Source organism: Aeromonas schubertii (assembly GCF_000820105.1).
Lineage (GTDB): Bacteria > Pseudomonadota > Gammaproteobacteria > Enterobacterales > Aeromonadaceae > Aeromonas > Aeromonas schubertii.
On record NZ_CDDB01000087.1, the window covers coordinates 37131 to 63695 of the forward strand.

Annotated in this window: 27 protein-coding genes and 1 tRNA gene; 12 read left to right on the forward strand and 16 right to left on the reverse strand. The window is 59.0% G+C overall.

What is annotated here, in order from left to right; genetic code table 11:
• Nucleotides 1-88 precede the first annotated feature (88 nt).
• From minE to minC, 3 genes are read right to left on the reverse strand one after another with little or no spacing between them, the layout of a single operon-like run.
• Complete coding sequence (minE, locus tag BN1133_RS16930) at nucleotides 89-352, reverse strand: cell division topological specificity factor MinE (protein WP_050667632.1); 264 nt, start codon at nucleotides 350-352, stop codon at nucleotides 89-91.
• Nucleotides 353-354: 2 nt separating this feature from the next.
• Nucleotides 355-1167, reverse strand: a complete 813-nt coding sequence (minD, locus tag BN1133_RS16935) for a septum site-determining protein MinD (RefSeq protein WP_050667633.1) — start codon at nucleotides 1165-1167, stop codon at nucleotides 355-357.
• Between the two features lie 18 nt (nucleotides 1168-1185).
• Nucleotides 1186-1875: a septum site-determining protein MinC gene (gene minC / locus BN1133_RS16940; protein WP_050667634.1), complete on the reverse strand. Its 690-nt coding sequence runs from the start codon at nucleotides 1873-1875 to the stop codon at nucleotides 1186-1188.
• A 105-nt stretch (nucleotides 1876-1980) separates the two neighbouring features.
• Between minC and BN1133_RS16945 the strand changes: the two genes are divergently transcribed.
• On the forward strand, nucleotides 1981-2268 hold the full coding sequence (locus BN1133_RS16945) for a YcgL domain-containing protein (protein ID WP_050667635.1): 288 nt from the start codon (nucleotides 1981-1983) through the stop codon (nucleotides 2266-2268).
• A gap of 75 nt (nucleotides 2269-2343) precedes the next feature.
• A complete protein-coding gene (locus BN1133_RS16950) occupies nucleotides 2344-2778 on the forward strand; it encodes a YcgN family cysteine cluster protein (RefSeq protein WP_050667657.1) in 435 nt (144 codons plus the stop codon).
• 52 nt (nucleotides 2779-2830) lie between these two features.
• On the opposite strand, the gene dsbB is transcribed toward BN1133_RS16950, so the two are convergent.
• Both dsbB and nhaB read right to left on the reverse strand, forming a co-directional pair.
• The gene (gene dsbB, locus BN1133_RS16955; protein ID WP_050667636.1) at nucleotides 2831-3352 is read right to left on the reverse strand and encodes a disulfide bond formation protein DsbB; all 522 of its coding nucleotides are present in this window, start codon (nucleotides 3350-3352) and stop codon (nucleotides 2831-2833) included.
• Between the two features lie 81 nt (nucleotides 3353-3433).
• Nucleotides 3434-5014 carry a sodium/proton antiporter NhaB gene (gene nhaB / locus BN1133_RS16960; protein ID WP_050667637.1) on the reverse strand — a complete coding sequence of 527 codons (1581 nt, stop codon included), beginning with the start codon at nucleotides 5012-5014 and terminating at the stop codon, nucleotides 3434-3436.
• Between the two features lie 286 nt (nucleotides 5015-5300).
• On the opposite strand from nhaB, the gene fadR reads away from it, so the two are divergent.
• Nucleotides 5301-6014, forward strand: a complete 714-nt coding sequence (gene fadR, locus BN1133_RS16965; protein ID WP_050667638.1) for a fatty acid metabolism transcriptional regulator FadR — start codon at nucleotides 5301-5303, stop codon at nucleotides 6012-6014.
• Between the two features lie 49 nt (nucleotides 6015-6063).
• On the opposite strand, the gene BN1133_RS16970 is transcribed toward fadR, so the two are convergent.
• The 3 genes from BN1133_RS16970 to BN1133_RS16980 are packed head-to-tail and all read right to left on the reverse strand — an operon-like array spanning nucleotide 6064 to nucleotide 10812.
• Nucleotides 6064-7584, reverse strand: coding sequence for a SpoVR family protein (locus BN1133_RS16970; protein WP_050667639.1), 1521 nt, complete (start codon nucleotides 7582-7584; stop codon nucleotides 6064-6066).
• A gap of 11 nt (nucleotides 7585-7595) precedes the next feature.
• Entirely contained in the window at nucleotides 7596-8867 is a 1272-nt protein-coding gene (locus tag BN1133_RS16975; protein WP_050667640.1) for a YeaH/YhbH family protein, read from the reverse strand.
• Nucleotides 8868-8889: 22 nt separating this feature from the next.
• Nucleotides 8890-10812: a PrkA family serine protein kinase gene (locus BN1133_RS16980; protein ID WP_050667641.1), complete on the reverse strand. Its 1923-nt coding sequence runs from the start codon at nucleotides 10810-10812 to the stop codon at nucleotides 8890-8892.
• A gap of 557 nt (nucleotides 10813-11369) precedes the next feature.
• Here BN1133_RS16980 and BN1133_RS16985 point away from each other — a divergent pair.
• The 6 genes from BN1133_RS16985 (at nucleotide 11370) to rplT (ending at nucleotide 15553) form a co-directional block, all read left to right on the forward strand.
• Nucleotides 11370-11939 (forward strand): tetratricopeptide repeat protein, encoded by a 570-nt coding sequence (locus BN1133_RS16985; RefSeq protein WP_050667642.1) that lies wholly within the window; start codon nucleotides 11370-11372, stop codon nucleotides 11937-11939.
• A gap of 66 nt (nucleotides 11940-12005) precedes the next feature.
• Complete coding sequence (locus tag BN1133_RS16990; protein WP_050667643.1) at nucleotides 12006-12194, forward strand: hypothetical protein; 189 nt, start codon at nucleotides 12006-12008, stop codon at nucleotides 12192-12194.
• Between the two features lie 223 nt (nucleotides 12195-12417).
• Nucleotides 12418-14346 (forward strand): threonine--tRNA ligase, encoded by a 1929-nt coding sequence (gene thrS / locus BN1133_RS16995; RefSeq protein ID WP_050667644.1) that lies wholly within the window; start codon nucleotides 12418-12420, stop codon nucleotides 14344-14346.
• Nucleotides 14347-14367: 21 nt separating this feature from the next.
• Nucleotides 14368-14895 (forward strand): translation initiation factor IF-3, encoded by a 528-nt coding sequence (infC, locus tag BN1133_RS17000; protein WP_263434471.1) that lies wholly within the window; start codon nucleotides 14368-14370, stop codon nucleotides 14893-14895.
• A gap of 87 nt (nucleotides 14896-14982) precedes the next feature.
• Entirely contained in the window at nucleotides 14983-15180 is a 198-nt protein-coding gene (gene rpmI / locus BN1133_RS17005; RefSeq protein WP_005355413.1) for a 50S ribosomal protein L35, read from the forward strand.
• A 16-nt stretch (nucleotides 15181-15196) separates the two neighbouring features.
• Nucleotides 15197-15553 carry a 50S ribosomal protein L20 gene (gene rplT / locus BN1133_RS17010; protein WP_005355412.1) on the forward strand — a complete coding sequence of 119 codons (357 nt, stop codon included), beginning with the start codon at nucleotides 15197-15199 and terminating at the stop codon, nucleotides 15551-15553.
• A gap of 120 nt (nucleotides 15554-15673) precedes the next feature.
• Here rplT and BN1133_RS17015 read toward each other — a convergent pair whose 3' ends face one another.
• The 5 genes from BN1133_RS17015 to BN1133_RS17035 all read right to left on the reverse strand — a co-directional run bounded on the left by BN1133_RS17015 (nucleotide 15674) and on the right by BN1133_RS17035 (nucleotide 21884).
• Nucleotides 15674-17266, reverse strand: coding sequence for an ABC-F family ATPase (locus BN1133_RS17015; protein WP_050667645.1), 1593 nt, complete (start codon nucleotides 17264-17266; stop codon nucleotides 15674-15676).
• A gap of 141 nt (nucleotides 17267-17407) precedes the next feature.
• On the reverse strand, nucleotides 17408-19063 hold the full coding sequence (locus tag BN1133_RS17020) for a cation acetate symporter (RefSeq protein ID WP_050667646.1): 1656 nt from the start codon (nucleotides 19061-19063) through the stop codon (nucleotides 17408-17410).
• Nucleotides 19060-19371, reverse strand: coding sequence for a DUF485 domain-containing protein (locus tag BN1133_RS17025; protein ID WP_050667647.1), 312 nt, complete (start codon nucleotides 19369-19371; stop codon nucleotides 19060-19062). Before BN1133_RS17025 ends, BN1133_RS17020 begins: the two co-directional genes overlap by 4 nt.
• Before the next feature lie 87 nt (nucleotides 19372-19458).
• A complete protein-coding gene (locus BN1133_RS17030) occupies nucleotides 19459-20085 on the reverse strand; it encodes a 3'-5' exonuclease (protein WP_050667648.1) in 627 nt (208 codons plus the stop codon).
• The gene (locus BN1133_RS17035; RefSeq protein WP_050667649.1) at nucleotides 20085-21884 is read right to left on the reverse strand and encodes a putative nucleotidyltransferase substrate binding domain-containing protein; all 1800 of its coding nucleotides are present in this window, start codon (nucleotides 21882-21884) and stop codon (nucleotides 20085-20087) included. The genes BN1133_RS17030 and BN1133_RS17035 overlap by 1 nt, the downstream gene beginning before the upstream one ends.
• 141 nt (nucleotides 21885-22025) lie before the next feature.
• On the opposite strand from BN1133_RS17035, the gene BN1133_RS17040 reads away from it, so the two are divergent.
• On the forward strand, nucleotides 22026-22832 hold the full coding sequence (locus tag BN1133_RS17040; RefSeq protein WP_050667650.1) for a crotonase/enoyl-CoA hydratase family protein: 807 nt from the start codon (nucleotides 22026-22028) through the stop codon (nucleotides 22830-22832).
• A gap of 54 nt (nucleotides 22833-22886) precedes the next feature.
• Here BN1133_RS17040 and BN1133_RS17045 read toward each other — a convergent pair whose 3' ends face one another.
• Nucleotides 22887-24380 carry an alanine/glycine:cation symporter family protein gene (locus BN1133_RS17045; RefSeq protein WP_050667651.1) on the reverse strand — a complete coding sequence of 498 codons (1494 nt, stop codon included), beginning with the start codon at nucleotides 24378-24380 and terminating at the stop codon, nucleotides 22887-22889.
• Between the two features lie 302 nt (nucleotides 24381-24682).
• Here BN1133_RS17045 and BN1133_RS17050 point away from each other — a divergent pair, with 302 nt between their 5' ends.
• Nucleotides 24683-25105 carry a GNAT family N-acetyltransferase gene (locus BN1133_RS17050; protein WP_050667652.1) on the forward strand — a complete coding sequence of 141 codons (423 nt, stop codon included), beginning with the start codon at nucleotides 24683-24685 and terminating at the stop codon, nucleotides 25103-25105.
• Nucleotides 25105-25872 carry a M90 family metallopeptidase gene (locus tag BN1133_RS17055; protein WP_153006737.1) on the forward strand — a complete coding sequence of 256 codons (768 nt, stop codon included), beginning with the start codon at nucleotides 25105-25107 and terminating at the stop codon, nucleotides 25870-25872. The genes BN1133_RS17050 and BN1133_RS17055 overlap by 1 nt, the downstream gene beginning before the upstream one ends.
• Before the next feature lie 81 nt (nucleotides 25873-25953).
• Here BN1133_RS17055 and BN1133_RS17060 read toward each other — a convergent pair.
• Together BN1133_RS17060 and BN1133_RS20495 are read right to left on the reverse strand one after the other, a co-directional pair.
• Nucleotides 25954-26029, reverse strand: a tRNA-Asn gene (locus BN1133_RS17060).
• A gap of 270 nt (nucleotides 26030-26299) precedes the next feature.
• A partial coding sequence (locus BN1133_RS20495) for a hypothetical protein (RefSeq protein WP_231686289.1) occupies nucleotides 26300-26565 on the reverse strand: 266 nt, incomplete at its 5' end.

Sequence of the window (26565 nt, forward strand, 5' to 3'; positions counted from 1 at the left end):
CGAGAGGCGACATGGACTGCCAGATAAAGGATGACCGGAGGCGAGGCTCCGGTCATGGGGGGGAGATCAGGACCATGATAAGGCGTGGTTACTTCTTGTCGTCCGAGAAGGTGATGTTGAGCTCGAGCACCGAGAGCTCATCGCTCTTCTTGTCGAGTTGCACCGAGACCCGGTCCGGATCGATGGCGACATATTTGCGGATCACGTCCAGAATGTCCTGCTTGAGTTGGGGCAGGTAATCCGGCCCCCCTCTGCTGGTGCGCTCGTGGGCGACGATGATCTGCAGACGCTCCTTGGCCAGCTGTGCGGTGTTCTGTTTCTTGTTGGAGCGGAAATAATCCAATAATGACATGCTTAACTCCCGAACAATCGGCTAAAGAAGCCTTTCTTCTCTTCCTGAAGGAACCGAAACTCCTTGCTCTCTCCCAGCAGACGGGAGACAGCGTCGTCATAGGCCATGCCGGCGTCGGACTCTTTGTCGAGAATGACCGGCTCACCGGAGTTGGAGGCGCGCAGCACCGCCTGGGACTCGGGGATCACCCCGAGCAGGGGGATGGCCAGGATCTCCTGCACATCCTGCACGCTCAGCATGTCACCACGGTTAACGCGGGTCGGGCAGTAGCGGGTCAGCAGCAGGTGCTCCTTGATGGGATCTTCGCCACGCTCGGCACGGCGAGACTTGGAGGCCAGGATGCCGAGGATACGGTCTGAGTCACGTACCGAGGAGACCTCGGGGTTGGTGGTGACGATCGCCTCGTCGGCGAAGTAGAGCGCCATCAGGGCGCCGGCTTCGATACCGGCCGGTGAGTCGCAGACGATATAGTCAAACCCCATCTCGTGGAGCTGGTTCAATACCTTCTCGACACCCTCCTTGGTCAGGGCATCCTTGTCACGGGTCTGGGAGGCCGGCAGGATGGAGAGATTCTCGACCCGCTTGTCCTTGATAAGCGCCTGATTGAGGTTGGCCTCACCGTTGATGACGTTGACGAAGTCATAGACCACACGGCGCTCGCAGCCCATGATGAGGTCGAGATTACGAAGACCAATATCGAAATCGATGACGACGGTCTTATGACCACGCTGTGCCAGACCGGTACTGAGCGCCGCACTGGTGGTGGTTTTGCCGACGCCGCCCTTACCTGACGTTACGACTATGATTCGCGCCATTATCGCTTCCTTGTAGCTCTATTTGATGCTGTCTATACGAAGTTGTTCTTTATCGAGGCGGACGTGGACCGGCCTCTGAATCAAGCCTGCCGGCAGGGCGTCACTGAGCTGGAAAGTTCCAGCGATAGAGAGCAGCTCTGCCGCCAGTTGCTGGCAATAGATGCGGGCCTGGGTATTACCCCGTGCGCCGGCGATGGCGCGGCCACGCAAGGTGCCATAAATATGGATGCTGTCATCGGCGATGACCTCTGCCCCCGGGCTGACCGAGCCCAAAACCACCAGAGAGGTCCCTGCCGCATAGATCTGCTGCCCCGAACGAACCGGTCCCACATGCACACGAGTCGGGATCACGGTCGGCGGCTCGGGCTTGGGGGCGACGGGAGCCACCGGCTCCGGTCGTTTCTTGCCCGAACTCATGACGGCAATGCCGGCCGCCTTGGCGGCAGTCTTCATCGCCTCGCTGCGCGCCCCAGTGATACCGACGAGGATAAACTCTTCGGACTCTACCAAATCCTTGAGCGCCTCGAAATCGGGTACTGCATCGAGCATCTCGACGTTGAGTACCAGAGGAGCGCAGTTGAAGAAATGGGGGGCCTGGGCCACCTTGCTCTCGAGCAAGGAACGGATCTTGTCCGGGTTGGCATCGGTGATGTGAAGAACCGAGAGGGTAAAAGTAGCGCCTTTTATTTCATTATCCCGTTCGACCATGAATCATCCCCGATCCGCAAGGCAATCCGTTATTGTTATTGACATTCCGATGGTATAGTTTGCCCCCACAAGAGGCAATCAATCGCACGGATTATATCAAGTTACATGTTGTGTGCAGTCTATAAAAGTCGCAAAAAAGCCGACACATATCTCTTTATCGAGCGTCGTGATGATTTTTCCCGGGTACCGGATGCGCTCAGAAGCACCTTTGGCCCCGGTCAGCTGGTGATGGTGACCAAGCTGGACCCGGCCAAGCCCCTGAGTATCTCCAATGTCGAGAAGGTGATGGCGGCGCTGGTTGCACAGGGGTTCTATCTGCAGCTTCCTCCTCCCCAGGAGAACCTGCTCGCACAGCATAAGGCCTCGCTCAAGGGGGCAACACCGCAGCCATGAACAGGGGCTGTGCCTTGATTTTATCCCCGGCTGCCGGTATAACCCTGCCGCTTTGGTTGTGAGTGAGACGAGATGATGCAAACCCCGTTTTGGCAGGTGAAACGCCTCGATGAGATGAGTCCCGGCGAGTGGGAGTCGCTTTGCGACGGCTGCGGCAAGTGTTGTCTCAACAAGCTCATCGACGAAGAGACCGATGAGCTGGTGTTCACCAACGTCGCCTGTAATCTGCTCAATACCAAGAGCTGTCAGTGTTCCGATTATGCCAACCGCTTCACCCGTGAACCCGATTGTCTGCAGATCACTGCCGACAAGATCGACGAGTATCACTGGCTTCCCTCAACCTGCGCCTATCGTCTGCTGGCCGAGGGGGCACAACTCCCCGAGTGGCACCCTCTGCTGACCGGCAGTGCCTCTGCCATGCACAGGGCCGGCCAATCGGTGCGCGGCAAGGTGGTACACGAAGCCTTCGCCGGTGACTGGGAAGATCACATCATCTTCTGGGCCAGCTAAGCTTTCCCCATATAAAAAACGGAGCCACTGGCTCCGTTTTTTATTGTCCGATTCACTGACAGCAGCGTCCTTTGGCCAGGTTGCCCACCGCCACCACGATGAAGACCAGCAGGTAGGCGGCGAAGATGCCGACCAGCCACTGAGGCATGGAGAGGGTCAGAAACTGCCAGGTGATCTCGGAACAATCCCCGCTCGGCATAAAGAGCCAGGGGATCCACTGATCCAGCGGCATCCAGCTCGGGAAGTCTGCATAGGGGCTACAGACGTTGAAAGGGGAGGGATTGACCTGGTAATCCACGTGGCGCAAGGCCAACTGCAGACCATGGAAGGCGCTGTATCCCCACAACACCATGGCGCTCCAGCGCAGCCACAGGCGCTCTGGGTTCAGGGTACCGAGCAGGCCTGCCGCGACGATACCCAGGACGGCAATACGCTCATAGATGCACATGACGCAAGGGTGCAGCCCGAGCACATGCTGAAAGAAAAGTGCGCAGAGCTCAAGAGAGAGCGCCGTGCCGGCCAAGAGGGCCCAGGGCCAGCGTTTGGCCGCCAGCGTGCGTAAGAATTCAACCATAAGAACCGCCTGAATGGGAGTCGAGGGGGCATTAGAGCAGAGCAGAAAGGGAAAGAAAAGGGGCCCAGGGCCCCTTGCATATCAGTGTCCGGTTGCGGCGCCGACGGCGCTGGCGGCATGGTGAGTGAGCCAGCCCCAGTCATAAAATTGCTGGGTCATACCCGGCAGCACCCACTCGATGCAGAGGAAACCGACCCCCGCCAGTACGAGTGTATAGGGGAGGGCCATCCAGACCATGCGACCATAAGAGAGGCGCAGCAGCGGGGCCAGGGTCGAGGTGAGCAGGAAGAGGAAGGCGGCCTGTCCATTCGGGGTCGCCACCGACGGCAGGTTGGTCCCTGTGTTGATGGCCACCGCCAGCAGGTCGAAGTGATCCCGGGTGATGGCCTTATTCAACAGGGCGGTTTTAACCTCATTGATATAGACAGTACCGACGAAGACGTTGTCACTGACCATGGAGAGAACCCCGTTGGCCAGGTAGAAAAGCGCCAACTGATTCTCGGGTTTGGCGGCCAGCACCAGCTCTATCACAGGACGGAACAGCTGCTGATCGATGATCACGGCCACGACGGAGAAGAACACGGCCAGCAGGGCGGTGAAGGGGAGGGCCTCCTGGAACGCTTTGCCGATGGCGTGCTCATCGGTGACGCCGGTCAGTGAGGTGGCCAGCACGATGACGGAGAGACCGATCAGGCCGACGGCCGCCAGATGCAGCGCCAGGCCGATGACCAGCCAGACGGCGATAAGGGACTGGGCCAGCAGCTTGAGCTGATCGTGGCGGGTACGGCGGGCATCTTCATGGGCGTCGTAGTCGAGCATGATTTGACGCACGCGTTCGGGCAGTTTGGCGCCATAGCCGAACCAGCCCATCTTCTCGACCAGCAGGCAGGTGAGCAGGCCGAAGATGAAGACAGGGACGCTTACCGGTGCCATGCGAACGGCAAACTCGGCAAACTGCCAGCCGGCCTGTTCACCGATGATGAGGTTCTGGGGTTCACCGACCAGAGTGCAGACGCCGCCCAATGCCGTGCCGATGGCTGCGTGCATCATCAGGCTGCGCAGGAAGGCGCGAAACCCTTCGAGGTCGTCGTGGCTTATCTCGTTGAGGGCGCTGTCATCCTGATGATCGTGCTCGTGATGAAACCCCTTGCCAGAGGCTACCTTGTGGTAGATGGCGTAGAAGCCGGTGGCGACGCTGATCACCACGGCGATGACGGTCAGAGCATCGAGGAAGGCGGACAGAAAGGCGGCCACCAGGCAGAAGGCCATGGAGAGGGCGCTCTTGGAGCGGATGCGGATGAGCAGCTTGGTAAAGACATAGAGCAGCAGGTTCTTCATGAAGTAGATGCCCGCGACCATGAACACCAGCAGCAGCAAGACCTCCATGTTGGCGGCCAGCTCATGCTTGACCTGGGAGGGAGTCGTCATGCCGATGGCGACCGCCTCGATGGCGAGCAGCCCCCCGGGTTGCAAGGGGTAGCACTTGAGCGCCATGGCCAGGGTGAAGATAAACTCCACCACCAACAGCCAGCCGGCGATGAAGGGATCGATGTAGAAGACGACCGGGTTAATAATGAGGAAGGTCAGGATGGCGGCCTTGTACCAGTTAGGCGCATGCCCCAAGAAGTTTTGTGCCAGGGCACGTCCGAAGCTTACCTGCATAGTGTTCTCTCTGGTTGGAAAACGTCCGTTTTACTACCCGTATGCACCATGCAGTACGGGACAGGGGGGTGATAGTTTCTTAGTTTGACTCAGTTCCCCATGATATTAATCAATAATTTGCCGGATGACATTTAGACTAACGTTTGCCTTGGGAATCATTTGACGATTTAGCCACGAAAAAAGTGATAAAGGGGTGCCCAGAGGACTGACCTTTTGTTTGCCATGGTCGCTGCCTTTGCTATCATTCGTGGGCCTTTAACATTGTCATCACTTGCAGAGCCCGTTCATGGTCATAAAAGCGCAGAGCCCGGCTGGGTTTGCCGAAGAGTACATCATCGAATCCATCTGGAATAATCGCTTTCCTCCCGGGTCTATCCTCCCTGCCGAGCGGGAGCTCTCCGAGCTCATCGGGGTGACTCGTACCACCCTGCGCGAGGTGCTGCAGCGTCTTGCCCGTGATGGCTGGCTGACTATACAGCATGGCAAGCCCACCAAGGTGAACAACTTCTGGGAGACCTCGGGTCTCAATATCCTCGAGACGCTGGCACGCCTGGATCAGGACAAGGTGCCCGATCTGGTGGCCCAACTGCTCTCTGCCCGTACCAACATCAGCACCATCTTCATTCGGGGCGCCGTGCGCAACAATCCGGAGCGCGCCGCAGAGATCCTGCGCTCTTTCGCCGATGTGGAAGACAGTGCCGAAGCCTATGCCGACTTCGATTACCGTCTGCTGCACCAGCTCTCCTTTGCCTCGGGCAATCCCATCTATGCCCTGATCCTCAACGGTTTCAAGGGCTTGTATGCCAGAGTCGGTCGTTACTACTTCTCCGACAAGCAGGCCCGTCAGACGGCAGCAGATTACTACCAGGCCCTGCAGAAGCTGGCGGAAAACAAAGACTATGAATCTGTTTTCCAGGCTGTGCGCCTCTACGGTGTGGAGTCTGGCAAGCACTGGGCAAGGCTGCGTGAACACATGCCCAGTAACTTCTGCGATCATTGAAGATTGCCCGATAGAAGAAGCGCGCCAACCGGCGCGCTTTTTGTTGGTCTCAACTGCTCTTTTTGTCGGGGCAGCGGGAGATGATCTCGGGACTGAGCTCGCCGTTATCCTGCTCCAGTATCACATCGAAACCCCACAGCTGATGCAGATGACGCATCACCTCGTGGCGTGAATCCCCGAGAGGGATACGGTTGTGGGGCACATAGCGCAGGGTGAGGGAGCGATCACCCTTCACCGCCACGTTGTAGACCTGGATGTTGGGCTCGAGGTTACTCAGGTTGTACTGGGCCGACAGTATGCTTCGCAGCTTGCGGTAGCCCTCTTCGTTATGGATGGCCGAGACCTTCAGATAGTTCTTCATGTCGTCGTCATCGATGGAGAAGAGCTTGAGATCACGCATCACCTTGGGGCTCAGAAACTGGCTGATGAAGCTCTCGTCCTTGAAGTTCTGCATCGCGAAATGCAGGGTGTCGACCCAATTGGTGCCGGCATAGTCGGGAAACCAGTATCTGTCCTCCTCGGTCGGGTGCTCACAAATTCGCCGCAAGTCAGTGAACATGGCAAATCCCAGGGCATAGGGATTAATCCCCGAGTAGTAGCGGCTGTTATAGGGGGGTTGATAGATGACATTGGTGTGGCTGTGCAGCACCTCCATCATGAAGCGATCGCTCAGCTTTCCCTCATCGTAGAGGTGGTTGAGGATGGTGTAGTGCCAAAAGGTCGCCCACCCCTCATTCATTACCTGAGTCTGCTTCTGGGGATAGAAGTACTGGCTTATCTTGCGCACGATGCGCACCACCTCACGCTGCCAGGGTTCGAGCAGGGGGGCATTCTTCTCGATGAAATAGAGGATGTTCTCCTGAGGCTCGGGCGGGTAGCGCCGCTCGGCGGCCCCCTCGCTGCGTGCCTGCTTGGGCAGGGTACGCCACAACTCGTTGACCTGGGTCTGCAGATAGTCTTCACGGGCTTTCTGGCGTCGTTTCTCTTCGGCCAGGGAGAGCTTTTGTGGCCGTTTATAGCGATCGACCCCGAAGTTCATCAGGGCATGACAGGCGTCGAGCAGGCTCTCGACGGCCTCGATACCGTGTTTCTCCTCACATTCGCTGATGTATTTCTTGGCAAACAGCAGGTAGTCGATGATGGACGAGGCATCGGTCCAGGTCTTGAACAGGTAGTTGTTCTTGAAAAAGGAGTTGTGTCCATAGCAGGCGTGGGCCATGACCAGGGCCTGCATTGGCATGGTGTTCTCCTCCATCAGGTAGGCGATGCAGGGATCGGAGTTGATGACGATCTCGTAGGCCAGCCCCATCTGACCACGCTTGTAGTTACGCTCGGTCTGGATGAAGTGCTTGCCATAAGACCAGTGATGGTAGCCAATCGGCATGCCAACGCTGGAGTAGGCATCCATCATCTGCTCGGCGGTGATCACCTCGATCTGGTTGGGGTAGGTGTCCAGCCTGTAGTGAGCGGCAACCCGGGCGATCTCCTTGTGGTAGATCTCCAGCAGATCGAAGTTCCAGTCCGGCCCGTCATCGAGCGGGGTATGTCTCTTGATGGCAGTCTCACTCATAACGCATCCCCTCAGGCGGCTTGTTTCTTGAACAGCTCCCGGAATACCGGGTAGATATCCTCCAGCTTGCGGATATGCTCCATGGCAAAGTTGGGGAACTGGCTGGCCACCGATTCGTACTCGTGCCACAGAGTCTGGTGGGCTCGCGTGGTGATCTCGATATAGGAGTAGTAACGAACCCTCGGCATGATCTCCTTGATGAGCAGCTCTTTGCACAGGGGAGAGTCATCGGCCCAGTTATCGCCATCTGAAGCCTGAGCGGCGTAGATGTTCCACTGGCTGGCCGGATAACGTTCGCTGACGATCTCGCTCATCATCTTGAGGGCGCTCGAGACGATGGTGCCACCGGTCTCCTGGGAGTAGAAGAACTCGTGCTCGTCCACCTCCTTGGCCTGGGTATGGTGGCGGATATAGACCACCTCTACGTTCTTGTAGGTGCGGGTCAGGAAGAGGTAGAGCAGGATATAGAAGCGCTTGGCCATATCCTTGGTGGCCTGATCCATGGAGCCCGAGACGTCCATCAGGCAGAACATCACCGCCTGGCTGGAGGGAACCGGTCGTTTCACGAAGTTGTTGAACTTCAGATCGAAGGTGTCGATAAAGGGCACGGCCTCAATCTTCTTGCGCAGCTCCCGGATCTCCCGCTCAATCTGGGCTATCTCGGCATGATGCTCGTTGGGATCTTGCATCAAGAGGGCGAGTCGCTCCTCCAGCTCGTGCACTTTACGTTTCTTGCCCGCCTGCAGGGCGACCCGCCGTGCCAGGGAGTTTTGCAGGGAGCGCACCACGTTGATGTTGGTCGGCACCCCGTTTGAGGTGTAGCCGGCCCGATAGGTTTTCACCTCCATCAATTGGTTAAGCTGGGTTTTCTGCAAATTGGGCAGCTCGAGATCCTCGAACAGCAGATCGAGGTACTCATCCTTGGAGATCTGGAACACGAAGTCATCGGCCCCCTCTCCCTGATTGGAGGCCTGGCCCTCACCGCTGCCGCCGCCACTGCCGCCTCCTTGCGGGCGATCTATCTTGTCCCCGGCCACAAACTGATCGTTGCCGGGGTGCACCATCTCCCGTTTACCACCGCGCCCCTGATGAAAATGGGGCTCGGTGATGTCACGGGTCGGTATGCTGATGCTCTCGCCCTTGTCCACATCCTGAATGCTGCGTTTTGCCACAGCATCGGAGACCGCTTGTTTTATCTGTTTTTTGTAACGGCGGATGAAGCGCTGCCGGTTGACAGCGCTCTTGTTCTTGCCGTTCAGTCTGCGATCGATGAAATGCGCCATATTCCCCCCTTGGCCATCAGGCTCAGGATGACTTACGCACCCTCAAGTACCACTCAGAGAGCAGGCGCACCTGTTTGCGGGTATACCCTTTCTCCATCATCCGCGCGACGAAGTTGTCGTGTTTCTTCTGCTCTTCAGCCGAGGTCTTGCTGTTAAACGAGATGACCGGTAACAGCTCCTCGGTATTGGAGAACATCTTCTTCTCGATCACGGTGCGCAGCTTCTCGTAACTGGTCCAGGTCGGGTTGCGGCCGGCATTGTTGGCACGGGCTCGCAGCACGAAGTTGACAATTTCGTTACGGAAATCTTTCGGGTTGCTGATCCCGGCCGGTTTCTCGATCTTCTCCAACTCGCTGTTGAGTGCGGAGCGGTCAAACAGCTGGCCGGTCTCGGGATCGCGGTACTCCTGATCCTGAATCCAGAAGTCGGCGTAGGTGACATAACGGTCGAAGATGTTCTGCCCATATTCAGAGTAGGACTCCAGATAGGCGGTCTGGATCTCCTTGCCAATAAACTCCACATAGCGGGGGATAAGATATCCCTTGATGAACTCCAGATAGCGGTCATGCAGCTCTTGGGGGAACTGCTCGCGCTCTATCTGTTGCTCGAGCACATAGAAGAGATGCACCGGGTTGGCGGCCACCTCCGAGTGGTCGAAGTTGAACACCCGGGAGAGGATCTTGAACGCGAAGCGGGTCGAGAGGCCATTCATCCCCTCGTCGACGCCGGCATAGTCGCGATACTCCTGGTGGCTCTTGGCCTTGGGGTCCGTATCTTTGAGGCTCTCACCGTCATAGACCCGCATCTTGGAGTAGAGGCTGGAGTTCTCGGGCTCCTTGAGGCGAGAGAGGACAGAGAACTGGCCGAGCAGCTCCAGGGTGCCCGGGGCACACTTGGCCTCGGTCAACTGGCTGTTTTGCAGCAACTTCTCGTAGATCTTCACCTCTTCCGAGACGCGCAGGCAGTAAGGCACCTTGACGATGTAGACCCGATCGAGGAATGCCTCGTTGTTCTTGTTGTTCTTGAACTGCTGCCATTCCGACTCGTTGGAGTGGGCGAGGATGATCCCCTCAAACGGCAGGGCAGAGATCCCCTCGGTGCCGTTGTAGTTCCCTTCCTGAGTCGCGGTCAGCAGCGGGTGCAACACCTTGATGGGCGCCTTGAACATCTCGACAAACTCCATCATCCCCTGATTGGCCTTGCACAGTGCGCCGGAGTAGGAGTAAGCATCGGCATCATCCTGGGCGAAGTGCTCCAGCATGCGGATGTCGACCTTGCCCACCAGAGAGGAGATGTCCTGGTTGTTCTCATCACCGGGCTCGGTCTTGGCGATGGCTATCTGATCCAGAATGGAGGGATTGACCTTCTCAACCCGGAACTTGGTGATGTCGCCGCCGAATTCGTGCAGACGTTTGGCTACCCAGGGAGACATAATGGGACGCAGATAGCGACGCGGAATGCCATACTCGCGCTCGAGCAGCTCGCCGTCTTCTTCCATATCAAACAGGCAGAAGGGGTGGTCGTTGACCGGGGAGCCCTTGATGCGATAGATGGGAACTTTCTGCATCAGGGACTTGAGCTTCTCGGCCAGAGAGGACTTACCGCCCCCGACAGGACCGAGCAGATAGAGGATCTGTTTACGCTCTTCGAGTCCCTGAGCGGCATGCTTGAGGTAGGAGACGATCTGCTCGATCGCCTCTTCCATGCCGTAGAAGTCCTTGAAGGCGGGGTAACGGGATATCACCCGGTTGGAGAAGATCCGGCTCAGGCGTGGATTGGTCGAGGTATCTACCATCTCCGGCTCACCGATGGCGGCCAGCAGTCGTTCGGCGGCCGAGGCGTAGCAGTTACTATCCTGCTTGCACATCTCCAGAAACTCCTGGATGGTGTACTCCTCTTCCCTGGCTTTCTCGTAGCGCTGTTGATAATGCTCGAAGATGCCCATAACCTTTTACCCCCGTAATAGATAGTCGCTTACCCTGAAAAGGCGTATCGCCGCGGCGACATGCTTCTATTAAGTTAAGCCTACTCGTTGTCTCATCGCGTATTGAAAGCAGAACAAACTCTCTTTCCTGCCCTTACCCTGATGAAGGTCCTCCCACTTTGCGGCCCGTCTCTCTATAACAGGCCCTATGTTACTGACTGTTAAATTATTTTTGCCACGTTACTCAATCCTTTGTCAAAGACATAACAGATAAATCTTTTGATTGCCAAGTGACGCCACTCCTCGGGCGTTGTGACTTCGGATCAGTTTCCCGAAGTTGGAGTTAAGACTCTATTTTTTACATTGACGCAACATTATGAGGTGGCTAGATTGAGCGGGTACCTCGCCATCAGGCTTCTCTTTTCCCATAGGACAAGCCGTGACTGCGGGTGCAAAGCTCTGTTTAAGCACGTTTCCGTTGGCTTGGCCCTCGCATCGCGAGGGCCTTATTTTTTCTTGCCCCTTATTTACTTCGTTGTTACAACCTTTGTGATGACGGTCACAAAGTGGGGCGTGCAATGAAAAGGATCCTGTTTCTGGCGCTGATCCTCGGTGCTCTCTGGCGCATTCACGATATCAGCGATTGGCAGCGTGCCCAGCAGGCCTGGCAGGAGTCGCGTTTTGTCGATGCGGTTGCAATTTGGCAACGTCTGCGCGAGCAGGGCGATCTCAGAGCCCAGGTTTTGCTCGCCCATGCCTACGAGGCCGGTGCCGGTGTCGCTCAGGATAGCCGGACGGCCATCGCCCTCTATGAGGATGCCGCCAGGCGTGGCGAGGCAAGCGGCCAATATCGTCTGGCCGAGGTTTATCTGAGAGGGGAGGGAACCAGGCAGGACCTGGGGGCAGCCTATCGATGGATGGAGATTGCCGCCAAAAGTGGGGTGGTGGCGGCGCAGCTCAAGTTTGGGGTGCTCTGCCTGCTGGGGATCGAGGGCCGGCATGAATGGGAGAAGGGGAAGCGATGGCTGGTGAGGGCAGCCTCGAGTGGCAATGAATCGGCCCTGCGCGTATTACAAGAGATGGCCAAGTACGAACTCGGGGAGGGGAGCTTCTCCTTCGATGAGTTGGAACGGCTCGTCAAATCGTGATGGAGCCTTGGCAGCATTAATGCATTGCGTTATCGAGCGTGTCATTAGATTGTCAGGAGGCACATCATGGAACCCCTTCCCGATTGGCTAGAGCCCGCCGTGGCCTCTGGTGCCTTGACTCTGGAGCAGGCTCGCATCCTGCTCGTCAGCCTCTCTCCGTTGCAAGGCACATGCTGCCGGGAGTTGTCCGCCGCCGAGGCTGATGCCTCCATGCGGCTGTTTCTCTACCGTTGTCGTTGCCAAGGGATCCAGTAGGGCAGGCACTTGGCGGCTATTTTTGTTACCCCCTTATCTATCTCATCTGTTACTATGCCCCGTCACCTGATCCGCCCTTGAGACGACACCTGTGTGTGTCTTCTCTTGGTGCCTGTTTGCAGAGTAGAGCGAACACTCGGGTGTATTCGTGTTGTCCATTCAACAGACTTAACTCTTTGCATGTGGCCTTTGGTGTGGGTCACCACTGTATAAGGATTTCAAGATGCCAATCATTACCCTGCCCGACGGCAGCCAACGTCAATTCGCTCAACCCGTCTCCGTCATGGATGTCGCCGCCGACATCGGCCCCGGTCTTGCCAAGGCGTGTATCGCCGGTCGTATCAATGGCGAGCTGGTGGATGCCTGCGAGGTGATCGCCGAGGATGTCACCCTCTCTATTATCACCGCCAAGGACGAAGAGGGGCTGGAGATCCTGCGTCACTCCTGTGCGCACCTGCTCGGCCATGCCATCAAGCAGCTGTGGCCGCAGACCAAGATGGCCATCGGTCCTGTCATCGACAACGGTTTCTACTACGACGTGGATCTCGACCGCTCCCTGACCGACGAAGATTTGGCTGCCCTGGAAGCGCGTATGCTTGAGCTGGCATCCAAAGATTACGACGTGGTCAAGAAGAAGGTCTCCTGGCAGGAGGCCCGCGATGCCTTTGAGGCCCGCGGGGAGACCTACAAGATGGAGATCCTGGATCAGAACATCGCCCGCGATGATCGTCCGGGTCTGTACCATCACGAAGAGTACATCGACATGTGCCGTGGCCCGCATGTCCCCAACATGCGCCATTGCCACCACTTCAAGCTGCAGAAAATCGCCGGCGCCTACTGGCGTGGTGACTCCAGCAACAAGATGTTGCAACGCATCTATGGCACCGCCTGGGCCGACAAGAAGCAGCTCAAGGCTTACCTGCAGCGCCTCGAAGAGGCTGCCAAACGCGATCACCGCAAGATTGGCAAGCAGCTTGACCTGTATCATATGCAGGAAGAGGCCCCGGGCATGGTGTTCTGGCACAACGACGGCTGGACCATTTTCCGCGAGCTGGAGACCTTCATCCGCGGCAAGCTCAAGGAGTACGACTATCAGGAGGTGAAAGGCCCCTTCATGATGGATCGCGTCCTGTGGGAGCGCTCTGGCCACTGGGAGAAGTATGCCCACGCCATGTTCACTACCCAGTCCGAGAACCGCGAGTACGCCATCAAGCCGATGAACTGCCCGGGTCACGTGCAGATCTTCAACCAGGGCCTCAAGTCCTACCGCGATCTGCCCCTGCGTATGGCCGAGTTTGGCTCCTGCCACCGCAACGAGCCTTCCGGTTCCCTGCATGGCCTGATGCGTGTACGCGGCTTTACCCAGGATGACGCCCACATCTTCTGTACCGAAGAGCAGGTGATGGAAGAGGTGTCGGCCTGTATCCGCATGGTGTATGACGTCTACGGTACCTTTGGCTTCGAGAATATCGTGGTCAAACTCTCCACTCGCCCCGAGCAGCGTATCGGTACCGACGAGATGTGGGATCGTGCCGAGGCCGCCCTGGCCGAAGCCCTGACCCAGAATGGTCTGAAGTACGATCTGCAGCCGGGTGAGGGTGCCTTCTACGGTCCGAAGATCGAGTTCACCCTGCACGACTGCCTGGACCGCGCCTGGCAGTGCGGCACCGTCCAGCTCGACTTTGCCCTGCCGGGTCGCCTCGGTGCCACCTATGTGGGTGAGGACAACGAGCGTCACGTGCCCGTGATGATCCACCGCGCTATTTTGGGCTCTATCGAGCGCTTCATCGGGATCCTGACCGAAGAGTACGCCGGCTTCTTCCCGACCTGGTTGGCACCGACTCAGGCCGTTGTCATGAATATCACCGACAACCAGGCCGATTATGCGGTTCAAGTGGCCAAGGCATTGAATGATGCGGGTCTGCGTGCGAAAGCAGACTTGAGAAATGAGAAGATTGGCTTTAAAATCCGCGAGCATACTTTGAAGCGAGTGCCCTATATGCTGGTTTGCGGCGACAAAGAAGTCGAATCCGGCAAAATTGCTGTTCGCACTCGCAAGGGGGCTGACCTGGGAACCTATCCGGTTGAGGAGCTGATTGCACTGCTCACTCAGGAAGTTCAGACCCGCGGACAAAAAAGAGTGGAGGAATAAGCTATAAAAGGCGGAAAAAAACTGGGCAAGCAGCCGCAAGCCCGCGCTCATCGTATCAATACCGAAATTCGTCTCAAAGAGGTTCGTCTGACTGGTGTTGACGGAGAACCCTTGGGTATCGTCACTATCCAGGAAGCCCTGAACCTGGCCGTTGAAGCCGGGGTCGATCTGGTAGAGATCAGTCCTAACGCTGAGCCGCCCGTTTGCCGGATCATGGATTACGGCAAGTTCCTCTACGAAAAGAGCAAGACTGCCAAAGAGCAGAAGAAGAAACAAAAAGTTGTCCAGGTTAAGGAGATCAAATTCCGTCCTGGTACCGATGAAGGCGACTACCAGGTAAAACTGCGCAACCTGGTTCGCTTCCTCGAGGAAGGTGACAAGGCCAAGGTGACCTTGCGCTTCCGTGGTCGTGAAATGGCTCACCAGGATCTTGGTATCAAGGTGCTGGAGCGCGTCAAGAGCGATCTGGAAGAGCTGGCCGTGGTCGAGTCCTTCCCGAAAGTCGAAGGCCGTCAAGCTGTGATGGTCCTCGCACCCAAGAAGAAATAATCAGGCCCACAAGTGACAGGCTCGTGGGGTAACCCGCGAGCCTGTTCGCCTGACTATTTTGTTGTTACTCACAATGCGGAGTTAGAAATGCCGAAACTCAAAACCAACCGGGGCGCTGCCAAGCGCTTCAAGAAGACTGGCTCTGGTGGCTTCAAGTGCAAGCACGCCCACCTGCGTCACATCCTGACCAAGAAGAGCAGCAAGCGTAAACGTCAGCTGGGCCCGAAGACCATGGTCTCTGCCTCTGACAAGAAACGTGTTGTTGCCTGCCTGCCGTACGCATAAGAGAGGGATGTGAGAAATGCCGAGAGTAAAACGTGGTGTGACCGCTCGTGCTCGTCACAAGAAAGTTCTGAAAGCAGCTAAAGGTTACTACGGTGCCCGTTCCCGCGTATATCGCGTAGCGATTCAAGCGGTAATCAAGGCCGGTCAGTACGCCTATCGTGACCGTCGTCAGAAGAAGCGTCAGTTCCGTCAGCTGTGGATTGCCCGTATCAACGCGGCTTCCCGTCAGAACGGCCTGTCTTACAGCCGTCTGATCGATGGTCTGAAGAAAGCTTCCATCGAGATCGATCGCAAGATCCTGGCTGATATCGCCGTTCACGACAAGGTTGCTTTCACCGCTCTGGTTGAAAAGGCAAAGGCTGCTCTGGCCTAATCGCCGGACTGTCATGCTAAAAGGAGGCCCTTGGCCTCCTTTTTTATTGCCCAAAATCAGCCCGGGATAGCCGGCAAGAAAAAGCCCTGCTAGTGCAGGGCTTTGGTATTGCTGCGAGCCTTAGACGATGCCCTGACTGCGCAGGTAGTCGTCGTAGCTGCCGCTAAAGTCGCGGATGCCGTTTTCGGTCAGCTCCAGAATGCGGGTCGCGAGCGACGAGACGAATTCCCGGTCGTGGGAGACGAAGATCAGGGTGCCCTTGTACATCTCCAGTGCCAGGTTCAAGGATTCGATAGATTCCATGTCCAGGTGGTTGGTCGGCTCATCCATGATGAGGATGTTGGGGCGTTGCATGATGAGCTTGCCGAAGATCATACGGCCCTGCTCGCCACCGGAAAGCACCTTGACCGGCTTTCTGATGTCATCCTGGGAGAAGAGCAGGCGACCGAGCACAGAGCGCACGGCCTGCTCGTCATCCCCTTCCTTTTTCCACTGGGCCATCCAGTCGAACACGCTGAGGTCGGTGTCGAAGTCCTCGGCATGGTCCTGAGCGTAGTAGCCGATCTGGGCGTTTTCGGACCACTTGATGGAGCCAGTGTCGGGCGCGAACTCACCCACCAGCGTCTTGATCAGGGTCGACTTACCGATACCGTTGGTTCCCAGGATGGCAACCTTCTCGCCCACTTCCAGCAGCATGCTGAGACCCTTGAACAGGGGGCCGTCGCCGTAGCCCTTGGAGACTCCCTCCATCTCGAGGATGTTGCGGTAGAGCTGCTTGTCCTGATCGAAGCGAATGAAGGGGTTCTGGCGGCTGGATGCCTTGACCTCTTCAATCTTGATCTTGTCGATCTGCTTGAGGCGCGAGGTGGCCTGACGGGATTTGGAGGCGTTGGCGCTAAAGCGTGACACGAACGACTGCAGATCGGCGATCTGGGCCTTCTTCTTGGCGTTGTCGGCCAGCAGGCGCTCACGGGCCTGGGTGGCGGCCAGCATGTAGTCGTCGTAGTTGCCGGGGTAGACGCGCAGCTCACCGTAATCCAGATCCGCCATGTGGGTGCAGACCATGTTCAGGAAGTGACGGTCGTGGGAGATGATGATCATGGTGCAGTCACGATCGTTGAGCACCTCTTCCAGCCAGCGGATGGTGTTGATGTCCAGGTTGTTGGTCGGTTCGTCGAGCAGCAGGATATCGGGGCTGGAGAAGAGGGCCTGGGCCAGCAGCACCCGCAGTTTCCAACCGGGAGCGACGGCACTCATGGGGCCGTTGTGTTGCTCGAGGGGGATACCGGCGCCGAGCAGCAGCTCGCCGGCACGGGCTTCGGCGGTGTAGCCGTCGTACTCGGCGACCTTGCCCTCGAGCTCCGCGGCACGCATATAGTCGTCGTCGGTGGCCTCGAGGTTGGCATAGATGGCATCGCGCTCGGCGATGGCCGCCCACAACTCGGCATGGCCCATCATGACCACGTCCAGCACGCGCATCTCTTCATAGGCGAACTGGTCCTGGCGCAGCTTACCGATCCGCTCGTTGACATCCAGGCTGACGTTGCCGCCGGAGGGCTCGAGATCGCCGCCGAGGATCTTCATGAAGGTGGACTTGCCACAGCCGTTGGCACCGATGAGGCCGTAACGGTTGCCTTCGCCAAACTTGATGCTGATGTTCTCGAACAGCGGCTTGGCGCCGAACTGCATGGTGATGTTGTTGCAGGAAAGCACTTGGATGTCCCGGTTAATTGCAAAGGGGCCAGATTATGCCACAAACGGGCGCCGTTTTTTAGCCAATTTGTGAGCGACCTCCTTGCATTGTCCATAAAAAAACGCCGGCACGGAGCCGGCGTTGGCATGCGGTGGTGAAACTCAGTGGGAGGCGGCCTTGGCGGCGCCGATACCGGTCTGGGAGCGCACAAATTGCGGGAAGAACTTGGCGTGCTCCTCGGCGGCATTGCTCGACTTGTCGGTGACCGAGAAGAACCAGATCCCGGCGAAGGCGATGGCCATGGAGAACAGCGCCGGATACTCGTAGGGGAAGATAGCTTGGGCGTGGCCCAACACCTTCACCCACACAGTTGGGCCCAGCACCATCAGGGTGACGGCGGAGCCCAGCCCCAGCCAGCCGCCGTAGACGGCACCGCGGGTGGTCAGGCGTGACCAGAACATGGAGAGGAACAGCACCGGGAAGTTGCAGCTGGCGGCGATGGAGAAGGCCAGCCCCACCATGAAGGCGATGTTCTGCTTCTCAAACAGGATGCCCAGACCTATGGCGACCAGACCCAGGACGAGCGTGGTCATCTTGGAGATGCGCAGCTCATCTTGCTCGTTGGCCTTGCCCTTCATCAAGACGCTGGCATAGAGGTCGTGGGAGACGGCGGAGGCACCGGCCAGGGTCAGACCGGCCACCACGGCGAGGATGGTGGCGAAGGCGACGGCAGAGATAAAGCCGAGGAACAGGCTGCCCCCCACCGCATCGGCCAGGTGGACTGCGGCCATGTTATTGCCGCCTATCAGGGCACCGGCCGCATCCTTGAAGGCCGGGTTGGTGCTCACCAGCAGGATGGCGCCAAAGCCGATGATAAAGGTGAGGATGTAGAAGTAGCCAATGAAGCCGGTGGCGTAGAAGACCGACTTGCGGGCCTCTTTGGCATCACCCACGGTGAAAAAGCGCATCAGGATATGGGGCAGGCCGGCGGTACCGAACATCAGGGCAAGGCCGAGGGAGATGGCACTGATGGGGTCGGAGACCAGACCGCCCGGGCTCATGATGGCGGTACCGTTGGCATGCACCTTGACCGCCTCGGAAAACAGGGCGCTGACGTCATAGTTGACCGACTTCATCACCATCAGAGCCATGAAGCTGGCGCCGGAGAGGAGCAGCACCGCCTTGATGATCTGCACCCAGGTGGTGGCCAGCATGCCGCCAAACAGCACGTAGAGCACCATCAGGATGCCGACCAGCACCACGGCCACATGGTAGCTCAGGCCAAACAGGAGCTCGATAAGCTTGCCGGCGCCGACCATTTGGGCGATGAGGTAGAGGGCCACCACCACCAGAGAGCCGCTGGCGGAGAGGGTGCGCACCTCGGTCTGTTTGAGGCGGTAGGAGGCGACGTCGGCGAAGGTGTACTTGCCGAGGTTGCGCAGCCGCTCTGCAATCAGGAACAGGATGATGGGCCAGCCGACCAGAAAGCCGATGGAGTAGATGAGGCCGTCATAGCCCGAGGTGTAGACCAGGGCCGAGATGCCGAGGAAGGAGGCGGCGGACATATAGTCGCCGGCGATGGCCAGGCCATTTTGAAAGCCGGTGATGCGCCCGCCGGCGGCGTAATAGTCGGCGGCGGAGCGGTTACGCTTGGCGGCCCACCAGGTAATCATCAGGGTACCGGCCACGAAGGCGAGGAACATGACGATGGCAGCCAGATTGAGGGGTTGGCGCTGAACCTCTCCCTCGATGGCGCCGGCGGCGAACAGGGTGGGGGAGGCCAGCAGGCCCGCCAGCAGGATCAGGTGACGCTTCATTGCTGTGCTCCCTTGAGAACTTTCTGGTTCAACTCGTCGAACTCGCCGTTGGCCTTCACCACATAGATGCCGGTCAGCACAAAGGCCGACAGGATGAGGCCGATCCCGACCGGGATGCCGCGAGTGATGGTCGAGCCTGCCGAGAGGGGAGTGCCCAGCCAGGAGGGGGCGAAGGCGATAAGCAGAATGAAGGCCAGATAGAGGCCGAGCATGATGGCAGAGAGCAGCCAGGCGAAGCGCTGGCGGCGGCTCACCAGGAGCTTGAAGTGCGGATCCTGCTGGATGCGCTGGTAGAGTTGTTCATCCATTTCCCTGTTCTCCATATTGTCTGTGCACCAGTCCGGCGAACGCCGCACTTGTTATCAGAATGTGAATTCAACGGGCTGTTCCCACAATTAGACTTTGGGATAATCCGGGGCGGGGCCGAGGCGCAGGCGCAGGAAGAGCAGGGCGGCGGTGAGGGCATCATTGAGGGCGTCATGGGCCTCGAGGCGTGGCAGGTCGAGGTGTCGACAGAGCGTCGACAGGCGCAGGTCCAGGTGGCTGCCAGGCAGGTGGCGGCTGACCGCATCGTAGTAGAGTCGGCTCACCTCTATGGTCTGGTGGGGCAGCGTCAGGCCCCAGAGCCGGTGACAGTGACGTGAGAGGATACGAAAGTCGTAGTCGATGTGATAGCCCACCAGGGGGGAGGAGCCGATAAAGGCGAGCAGCCGGCCCAGTGCCTCTTCGAGCGGGAGGCCATCGACCAGATCCTGATGGCGCAGGCCGTGGATCACGATGGAGCTCCCGTCCAGGCTGGTCGGGGGACGAATCTTCAGCGAGAGCGCCTCGCCCAGCAGCAGACGATCGCGCCGGATACGCACCGCACCTATGGCCACTATCTCGGCCTTGGTCGGATCCAGGCTGGTGGTCTCCAGATCCAGCGCCACCCACTCCTCGACAGGAGGCGGCTCAAACAGGGGGGCGAAGGGCCCTCCTGTAAAGGTGCGTCCCAACCAGCGGCGGCGAAGGCTCATCAACATCACTGGCGCACCCGAAAGTGCAGGGCGAGCCACTGCTGAAACTTCTTGACCAGGTGCAGGCTGTGGCGCAGCAGATCCCGCTCGGCACTGGTGAGGCTCTCCACCGTCACTCTGCTCTCCCCCCGCTCGAGCTGGCTGCGCAGGCGCAGTCTCATGAGGAGGCGAAAGGCCTCACCCAGATTGCTCCCATATTCCCGGCTCAGGCGGCCGGAATCGATCAGTGCCTCTATTCGCTCGAGGGTCGAGGTCGCTGCGATCCCGGCCTCCAGGGCCAGCAGGCGGCAACCGTGGACCAGGGCGAAGAGGCCACCTCGCTTGATATCGAGCCCCTCTGGTTCGCGCTCGAGGCGGCCAAACAGGGTGAGCGGCGTATGGAAAGCCACGGCGGCGCGGGCCATCTCGGCGAGGATGTCGGTGCGCTCGGCAAGCGACTCACGCAGGTAGGTGGCGATGGGAGGCAGGAGTGCCGGGTTACCGGCCACCGGGTGGGCATCGGCCAGGGTCGAGAGCCAGAGCAGATCCCGTTCATCGGCGCGGATCAGGGCGTGGTCGATGGCCTGCTGCCACTGATGTGGCGTCTTGACCCAGTCGGGGTTGGTGACCATCACATGACCCGGGCAGAGGGGGTAGCCCAGTTTCACCAGCAAGGCATTGAAGCGGGCCAGATCGGCCTCGCGATCCGGCCACGCCAGTGCTTCGGTGAGGATCAGTGCGTTGTCCTGATCGGTTTTTTGCACCTGCTCACCGCGCCCCTCGGATCCCAGCGCCAGCAAACAGAGGTGAGGGTGCAGGTGGGCAGGCAGGGTCAGCTCGAAGGCCTTGGCGATAAGCTGCTCGTTGACCGCCGACATCAGACGTAGCAGGAAGGCGGTGTGAATGCCTTGGGCAAACAGGTTGGCGGCCAGGCGACCCTGCTCGCGGGCCACCTCCTCCAACGCCTGTTCACTGCCGGCGCGGTGGATGCGCAGGGTCAGCACATGGGAGTGGGTCGAGAAGAGGCCGAGCACCCGGCTCAGGTGGAGGGTACCGAGGATCGTTTCTCCCCGGGTGATCACCACCCGTTTGACCCGCAGCCGGGTCATCTGGATCAGTGCATCGAAGAGGTAATCCCCCTCCGACAGGGCGACCAAAGGCATGGGGAGCGGCGGCAGACGACCCAGCGGGCTCTCCGGGGTGAGATCCTGCAGGACCAGGGCGTGGAGCAGGGTTGTGCGGGTGGCCAGCTGCCAGGGGGCTTGCCCGTCTCGCCACAGCAGGCAGTCACTGCCAGCCTCGGCCATGGCTCGGGTTGCCTCGGCCAGGGTACGAGAAGGGGTGAGGATGAGAGGAGACTGCAACTGATCGGCGCTGATACGGGTGAGCAGAAACTCGGAGAGATTCTGCTGACCTGGCTCGGCGTGGCGCTCGAGCCCTTGCTGGCGCTCGAGGAGAGAGCCACGAAAATAGCGCTCGAAGTGGCGGCTCTCCTCACACAGGGTGAGGAAGAGAGGGCGGGGAATGAGCAGGCAGAGGCACTCCTCCAGGGCGGTGAAGCGATGACGCACCCGCCCGTCAAATTGGGCGCGGATGTCGAACGCGTCGTCCGCCCCATAGTCGGTGAAGTGGGTATGGCCATCCGGGCTGCGCTCCTCGACGCTCCCCTTGACGATGACCAAGACGCCCTCGGGTTCGCTGTCGGGTTCCAGAAGCACCTGATGGGCCCGCACATAGATGAGTTGCAAGGCCGCTTGCAGGCGCCCTTGTTGTGCACTGGAGAGCCTGTCGAAAGGGGGGCGGCTCAAGTGAAATAGCTGGCTCATGCCGGCTCCTTTTGGGGATGAGCGCTCAGTGTGGCAGGGGGCCGGCGGGGTGGCCACTGGACTTTGGTCGAGATCTGTTCAAGGTCTTCACAAGAGATTAACATGTGGTCTGACCTGTCTGGAGCAAACAAGGAGGGTGTGATGGCCAGCGAGCGGGTAAGGTGCCGTATCGAGGAGGGGGTAGCCCGGGTGACCTTGAGTCGTCCTGACAAGCTTAACGCCCTCGACCGGCCCATGTTTGACGCGATCGCCACCGTGCTGGCGCGTCTACGGGAGGAGAAGGGGCTGCGCGCCGTCATCCTGGAGGGGGAGGGGCGGGCCTTTTGTGCCGGACTCGATGTGAAGTCCATGCTCAAGAGCCCACTGGCGGCGGTCGAGATCCTCAAGCGGGAGGCCGATGCGGCGACCAACCTGGCCCAGGAGGTAGCCTATGGCTGGCGAGCCTTGCCGGTGCCGGTCATCGCGGTGACGCGTGGCGTCTGCTTTGGTGGCGGGTTGCAGATTGCCCTCGGCGCCGATTTTCGTTTCACCGCTCCAGAGTGCCGCTTCTCGGTGATGGAGATAAAGTGGGGCATCATTCCCGACATGAGTGGTGCCGCTACCCTGCGCACTCTGGTCGGAGTCGATCGCGCCATGGAGTTGGCGATGACGGGCCGTGAGTTTCTGGCGCCCGAGGCGAGTGAACTGGGGTTGGTGAGTCGGGTATGCGAGGATCCGGGGGCAGAGGCCGAGGCGTTTGTCCGCACCTTGCTTGCCAAGTCGCCCGATGCGCTGGCCGGGATCAAGCAGCTCTATCACAAGGCCTGGGCCCTGTCGGATGCCGAGGTGATGCAGGAGGAGACCCGGCTGCAAAAGCAGATCCTGGGGCGTCCCAATCAGTGGAAGGCGACGCTGGGATCGCTCTTTGGCCTGCGCCTGCCCTTTGGCCCCAACCGCTTGAAGGGGTGAAAAAAAACCATAAAAAATGGCAGCCGAGGCTGCCATTTTTCATCTTGACGCCACTTAGGCCGAGCGTTGATCCGGCTCGAACTCGTGGCCCTGTTTCTCGCGCATCAGATTGATCTCGGCGCGGTTGTCGATCCAGTAGTCGGCATTCTTGATCCCGAGTTTTTCCGGATGGAAGACAGGGTCTACCCCTTGAGCTTGCTGGGCTTCGTAGTCGCGCAGGGCAACCAGCGCCGGCTTTTGCAGCAGCAGGATGGCACCGATGTTGAGCCAGGCCATCAGGCCCACCCCGATATCCCCCATGCCCCAGGCCAGATCGGCGGTCTTGACCGTGCCATACACGGTCGCCCCCATCAGCGCCAGCTTGAGCACCGTCTTGAGCCCAGGCACCTTGATGCTGCGGGTCAGGTAGGCGATGTTGGTCTCGGCGATGTAGTAGTAGGCGACGATGGTGGTGAAGGCGAAGAAGAAGAGGGCCAGCGCCACGAAGTAGCTGCCAAAGCCGGGCATCATGGTCTCCATGGCGGTCTGCACATAGCCTGGGCCTGCCGCCACACCGGCGATACCGGTGAAGAGGGCGGCACCCTCCGGACCCTGCACGTTGTACAGGCCGGTGATGAGCAGCATGAAGCCGGTAGCAGAGCAGACAAACAAGGTGTCGATGTAGACCGAGAAGGCCTGCACCAGACCCTGTTTGGCCGGGTGGCTCACCGCCGCGGCAGAGGAGGCGTGAGGGCCGGTCCCCTGAGCGGCTTCGTTGGAGTAGACGCCACGCTTGACCCCCCACATGACTGCCAGACCCAGAATGGCGCCGAAGCCGGCATCGAGGCCAAAGGCACTCTTCCAGATGAGCAGGATCACGCCCGGCAGGGCCGTGATGTTGAGGGCGATGATGACACAGGCGACGATGATGTAGGCGAGTGCCATGAAAGGAACCACCATGCCGGCGAAGTTGGCGATGCGCTTGACCCCGCCGAAGATGATGAAGCCGAGCAGCAGGGCCAGGATGGCGGCCGTGACGTTGGGGCTGATGTCAAAGGCGGTCTGCAGACCGGCACCGATGGAGTTGGCCTGCACTCCCGGCAGCAGCACGCCGCAGGCGAAGACGGTGGCAATGGCAAAGGTCCAGGCGTACCACTTCATGCCGAGGCCCTTCTCGATGTAGAAGGCGGGGCCGCCGCGATACTCGCCGTCGAGCTTCTCTTTGTAGATCTGACCCAGGGTGGATTCGACGAAGGCCGAGCTGGCACCGAGGAAGGCGACCATCCACATCCAAAACAGGGCGCCGGGACCACCGAAGGTGATGGCGGTGGCCACCCCGGCGATGTTACCGGTACCGACACGGCCGGCCAGGGTCATGGAGAGGGCCTGGAAGGAGGAGACTCCCGCCTCGTTGCCCTTGCCCTGGAACATCAACTTGATCATTTCGCGCAGATGGCGCAGTTGCAGGAAACGGGTGCGCAGGGAGAAGTAGAGGCCTACTCCCAGGCAGAGATAGACGAGCGCGGGGCTCCAGATAATGCCATTGATGGTATTGACCAATTCACTCATGTACAACGACTCCTTTTGTTGTATTGGGTATCAGCTTGTGACCGAATAAACGGGATCCGGTATCATTCCTTGCGAGTTGTTAAGGGCTCAGCCGAACGATCTGCGATGAAATGGCAAATTGGTCTCATAAAACACCAAAACAGAGCGCAGTTACTGACTGGACAGGAATAACATAACGATTCGCTGTGAACCTTCAAAGAGGAATTTTCTGAAATGTTGCCAATGTGTGAACTTTGCTCATGTTTTGAACACGCATGGGCAGCAAGGTTGAGGGGTAAGGAGTGACGACGCAGTACAACAGCGTGGTGCGTGAAGCCTGTCCGGACGATGGAGTGCGACTGGCCACGCTCTTCGCTGCCCTGGGATATCCCCAAGCGGGGCGGAATATGTCGGCGGCCCTCACGGCTCACAGTCCGGAGCGGGTGGTATTGGTCCACGACAGGGGAGAGGGGATCGACGGCGTGCTGGTATTGCACCTGTTTACCCCTTTGCATGTGGCCACATCATGGGGGCTGATCTCGGCCCTGGTGGTGGACGAGTCGGTGCGCGGGGCCGGTATTGGCGCAGCCTTGCTGGCGGTAGCCGAGGCCATCTGCCAGGCGCGGGGCGTCACCCAGGTCGAGCTCTCGAGCAGCATGCACCGCCTCGATGCCCACCGTTTCTATGAGCGGGCAGGGTATGAGGAGCGGCGCAAGCGGCTGGTCAAATGGTTGGGGGACGCCTGATGGGGATGTTGACCCGGTTGAGGGCCCTGTTGGGCCAAGAGATTGCCCCGCCTCTGCCACTGGCGAAGGTGGCCAGCACGCTCCCGATCCTGGACGGGTTGGATGAGGAGGCGTTGGGGCGTCTCTTTGAGCTGGCCGCGACCCTGTTGCAGCGCAAGCGCCTGACCCTCATCGGGGTTGAGCTCAGTGATGAGCAGACGGGGGCGTTGGCCTTGCAGGCGGCGCTCCCTATCCTGAACCTCTCTTTGGAGTGGTATCGCGGTTTTCACGAGATCATCGTGATCCCCGAACCGGTAGTGCGGCGTGAGACCATCGAGGACGAATATGGCCTGGTGAGCGAGGTGGAGGAGGAGCATGCGGGTGAGTCGTGGCAGCAGGGCCCCCTGGTGCTGGCCTGGAGTGAGCTCTGTCAGGATGGGGGCTGGGATGGCTACAACCTGGTGATCCATGAGCTTGCCCACAAGATTGATATGCTGGGCGGTGACGCAGACGGCGTTCCTCCCATGCGTCCCGGCATGGTGATGGAGAGGTGGCGAGCCGACTTTCAGGCGGCGTTTGATGCCCTCAATGAGCAGCTCGATCGGGGAGAGGAGAGCGCCATCGATCCCTATGCCGCCACCCATCCGGCCGAATTTCTGGCGGTGAGCTGCGAACTCTTCTTCACCGATCCCAGGCTGTTGCACACCATCTATCCGGCCGTGTATGGCCAACTGGCCACCCTGTTTGCCCAGGACCCGCTGCTGCGGCAGCCCGCGGGATCGCAGTAACCCCTTCATGGGGCGGCGCCAAGTATGATGGACACAAACAAAAAAGCCCGATCATGTGATCGGGCTTTTTGGTATCGAATGTGGCTCCCCCGACAGGACTTGAACCTGTGACATACGGATTAACAGTCCGCCGTTCTACCGACTGAACTACGGGGGAATTGGCTCCTCCAACTGGACTTCATTCATTTATCAACGGATTGGGATAACCGCCGAGCCGTCGCGTCCGTCAAGACTTTGTAGCCATCTGTCATCCCTCATGACCGGGTATCGCCCGGAGAGTTGTTTCTTGAGTGGGTGGATATTGTTGCGCATATGATCTTTAGGGAACGTACCAAGAACTACTAGGTGATCCGGATAGGGACCTGAGCTGGAATGTCGTGAGTGCCATAAAGTAAAAAGCCCCAACCGATGGTTGGGGCCCATGTTGTTAATCCTTCCGCTTAGGTTTTGCCTCCCTACGCTCAAACTTCACTTCGGGGTAGCGCTCCTCTAGGAGCTCGTACAAGGCATTAAGCACCTGCACTCGCCCCTTGCACTTGAGGCTATACGTCCAGGCTTTCAGCCGCGCTTCCTCACAGGGGCCGAAATGGTTGATGAATAAAACCCTGAATAAGTCCCAGAGCTCATCAGTGGTGTAGATGGCTTTGATCTGCCGGAGTTTGTTCTTGGCGAACTGATCTAACCCACCCTCGA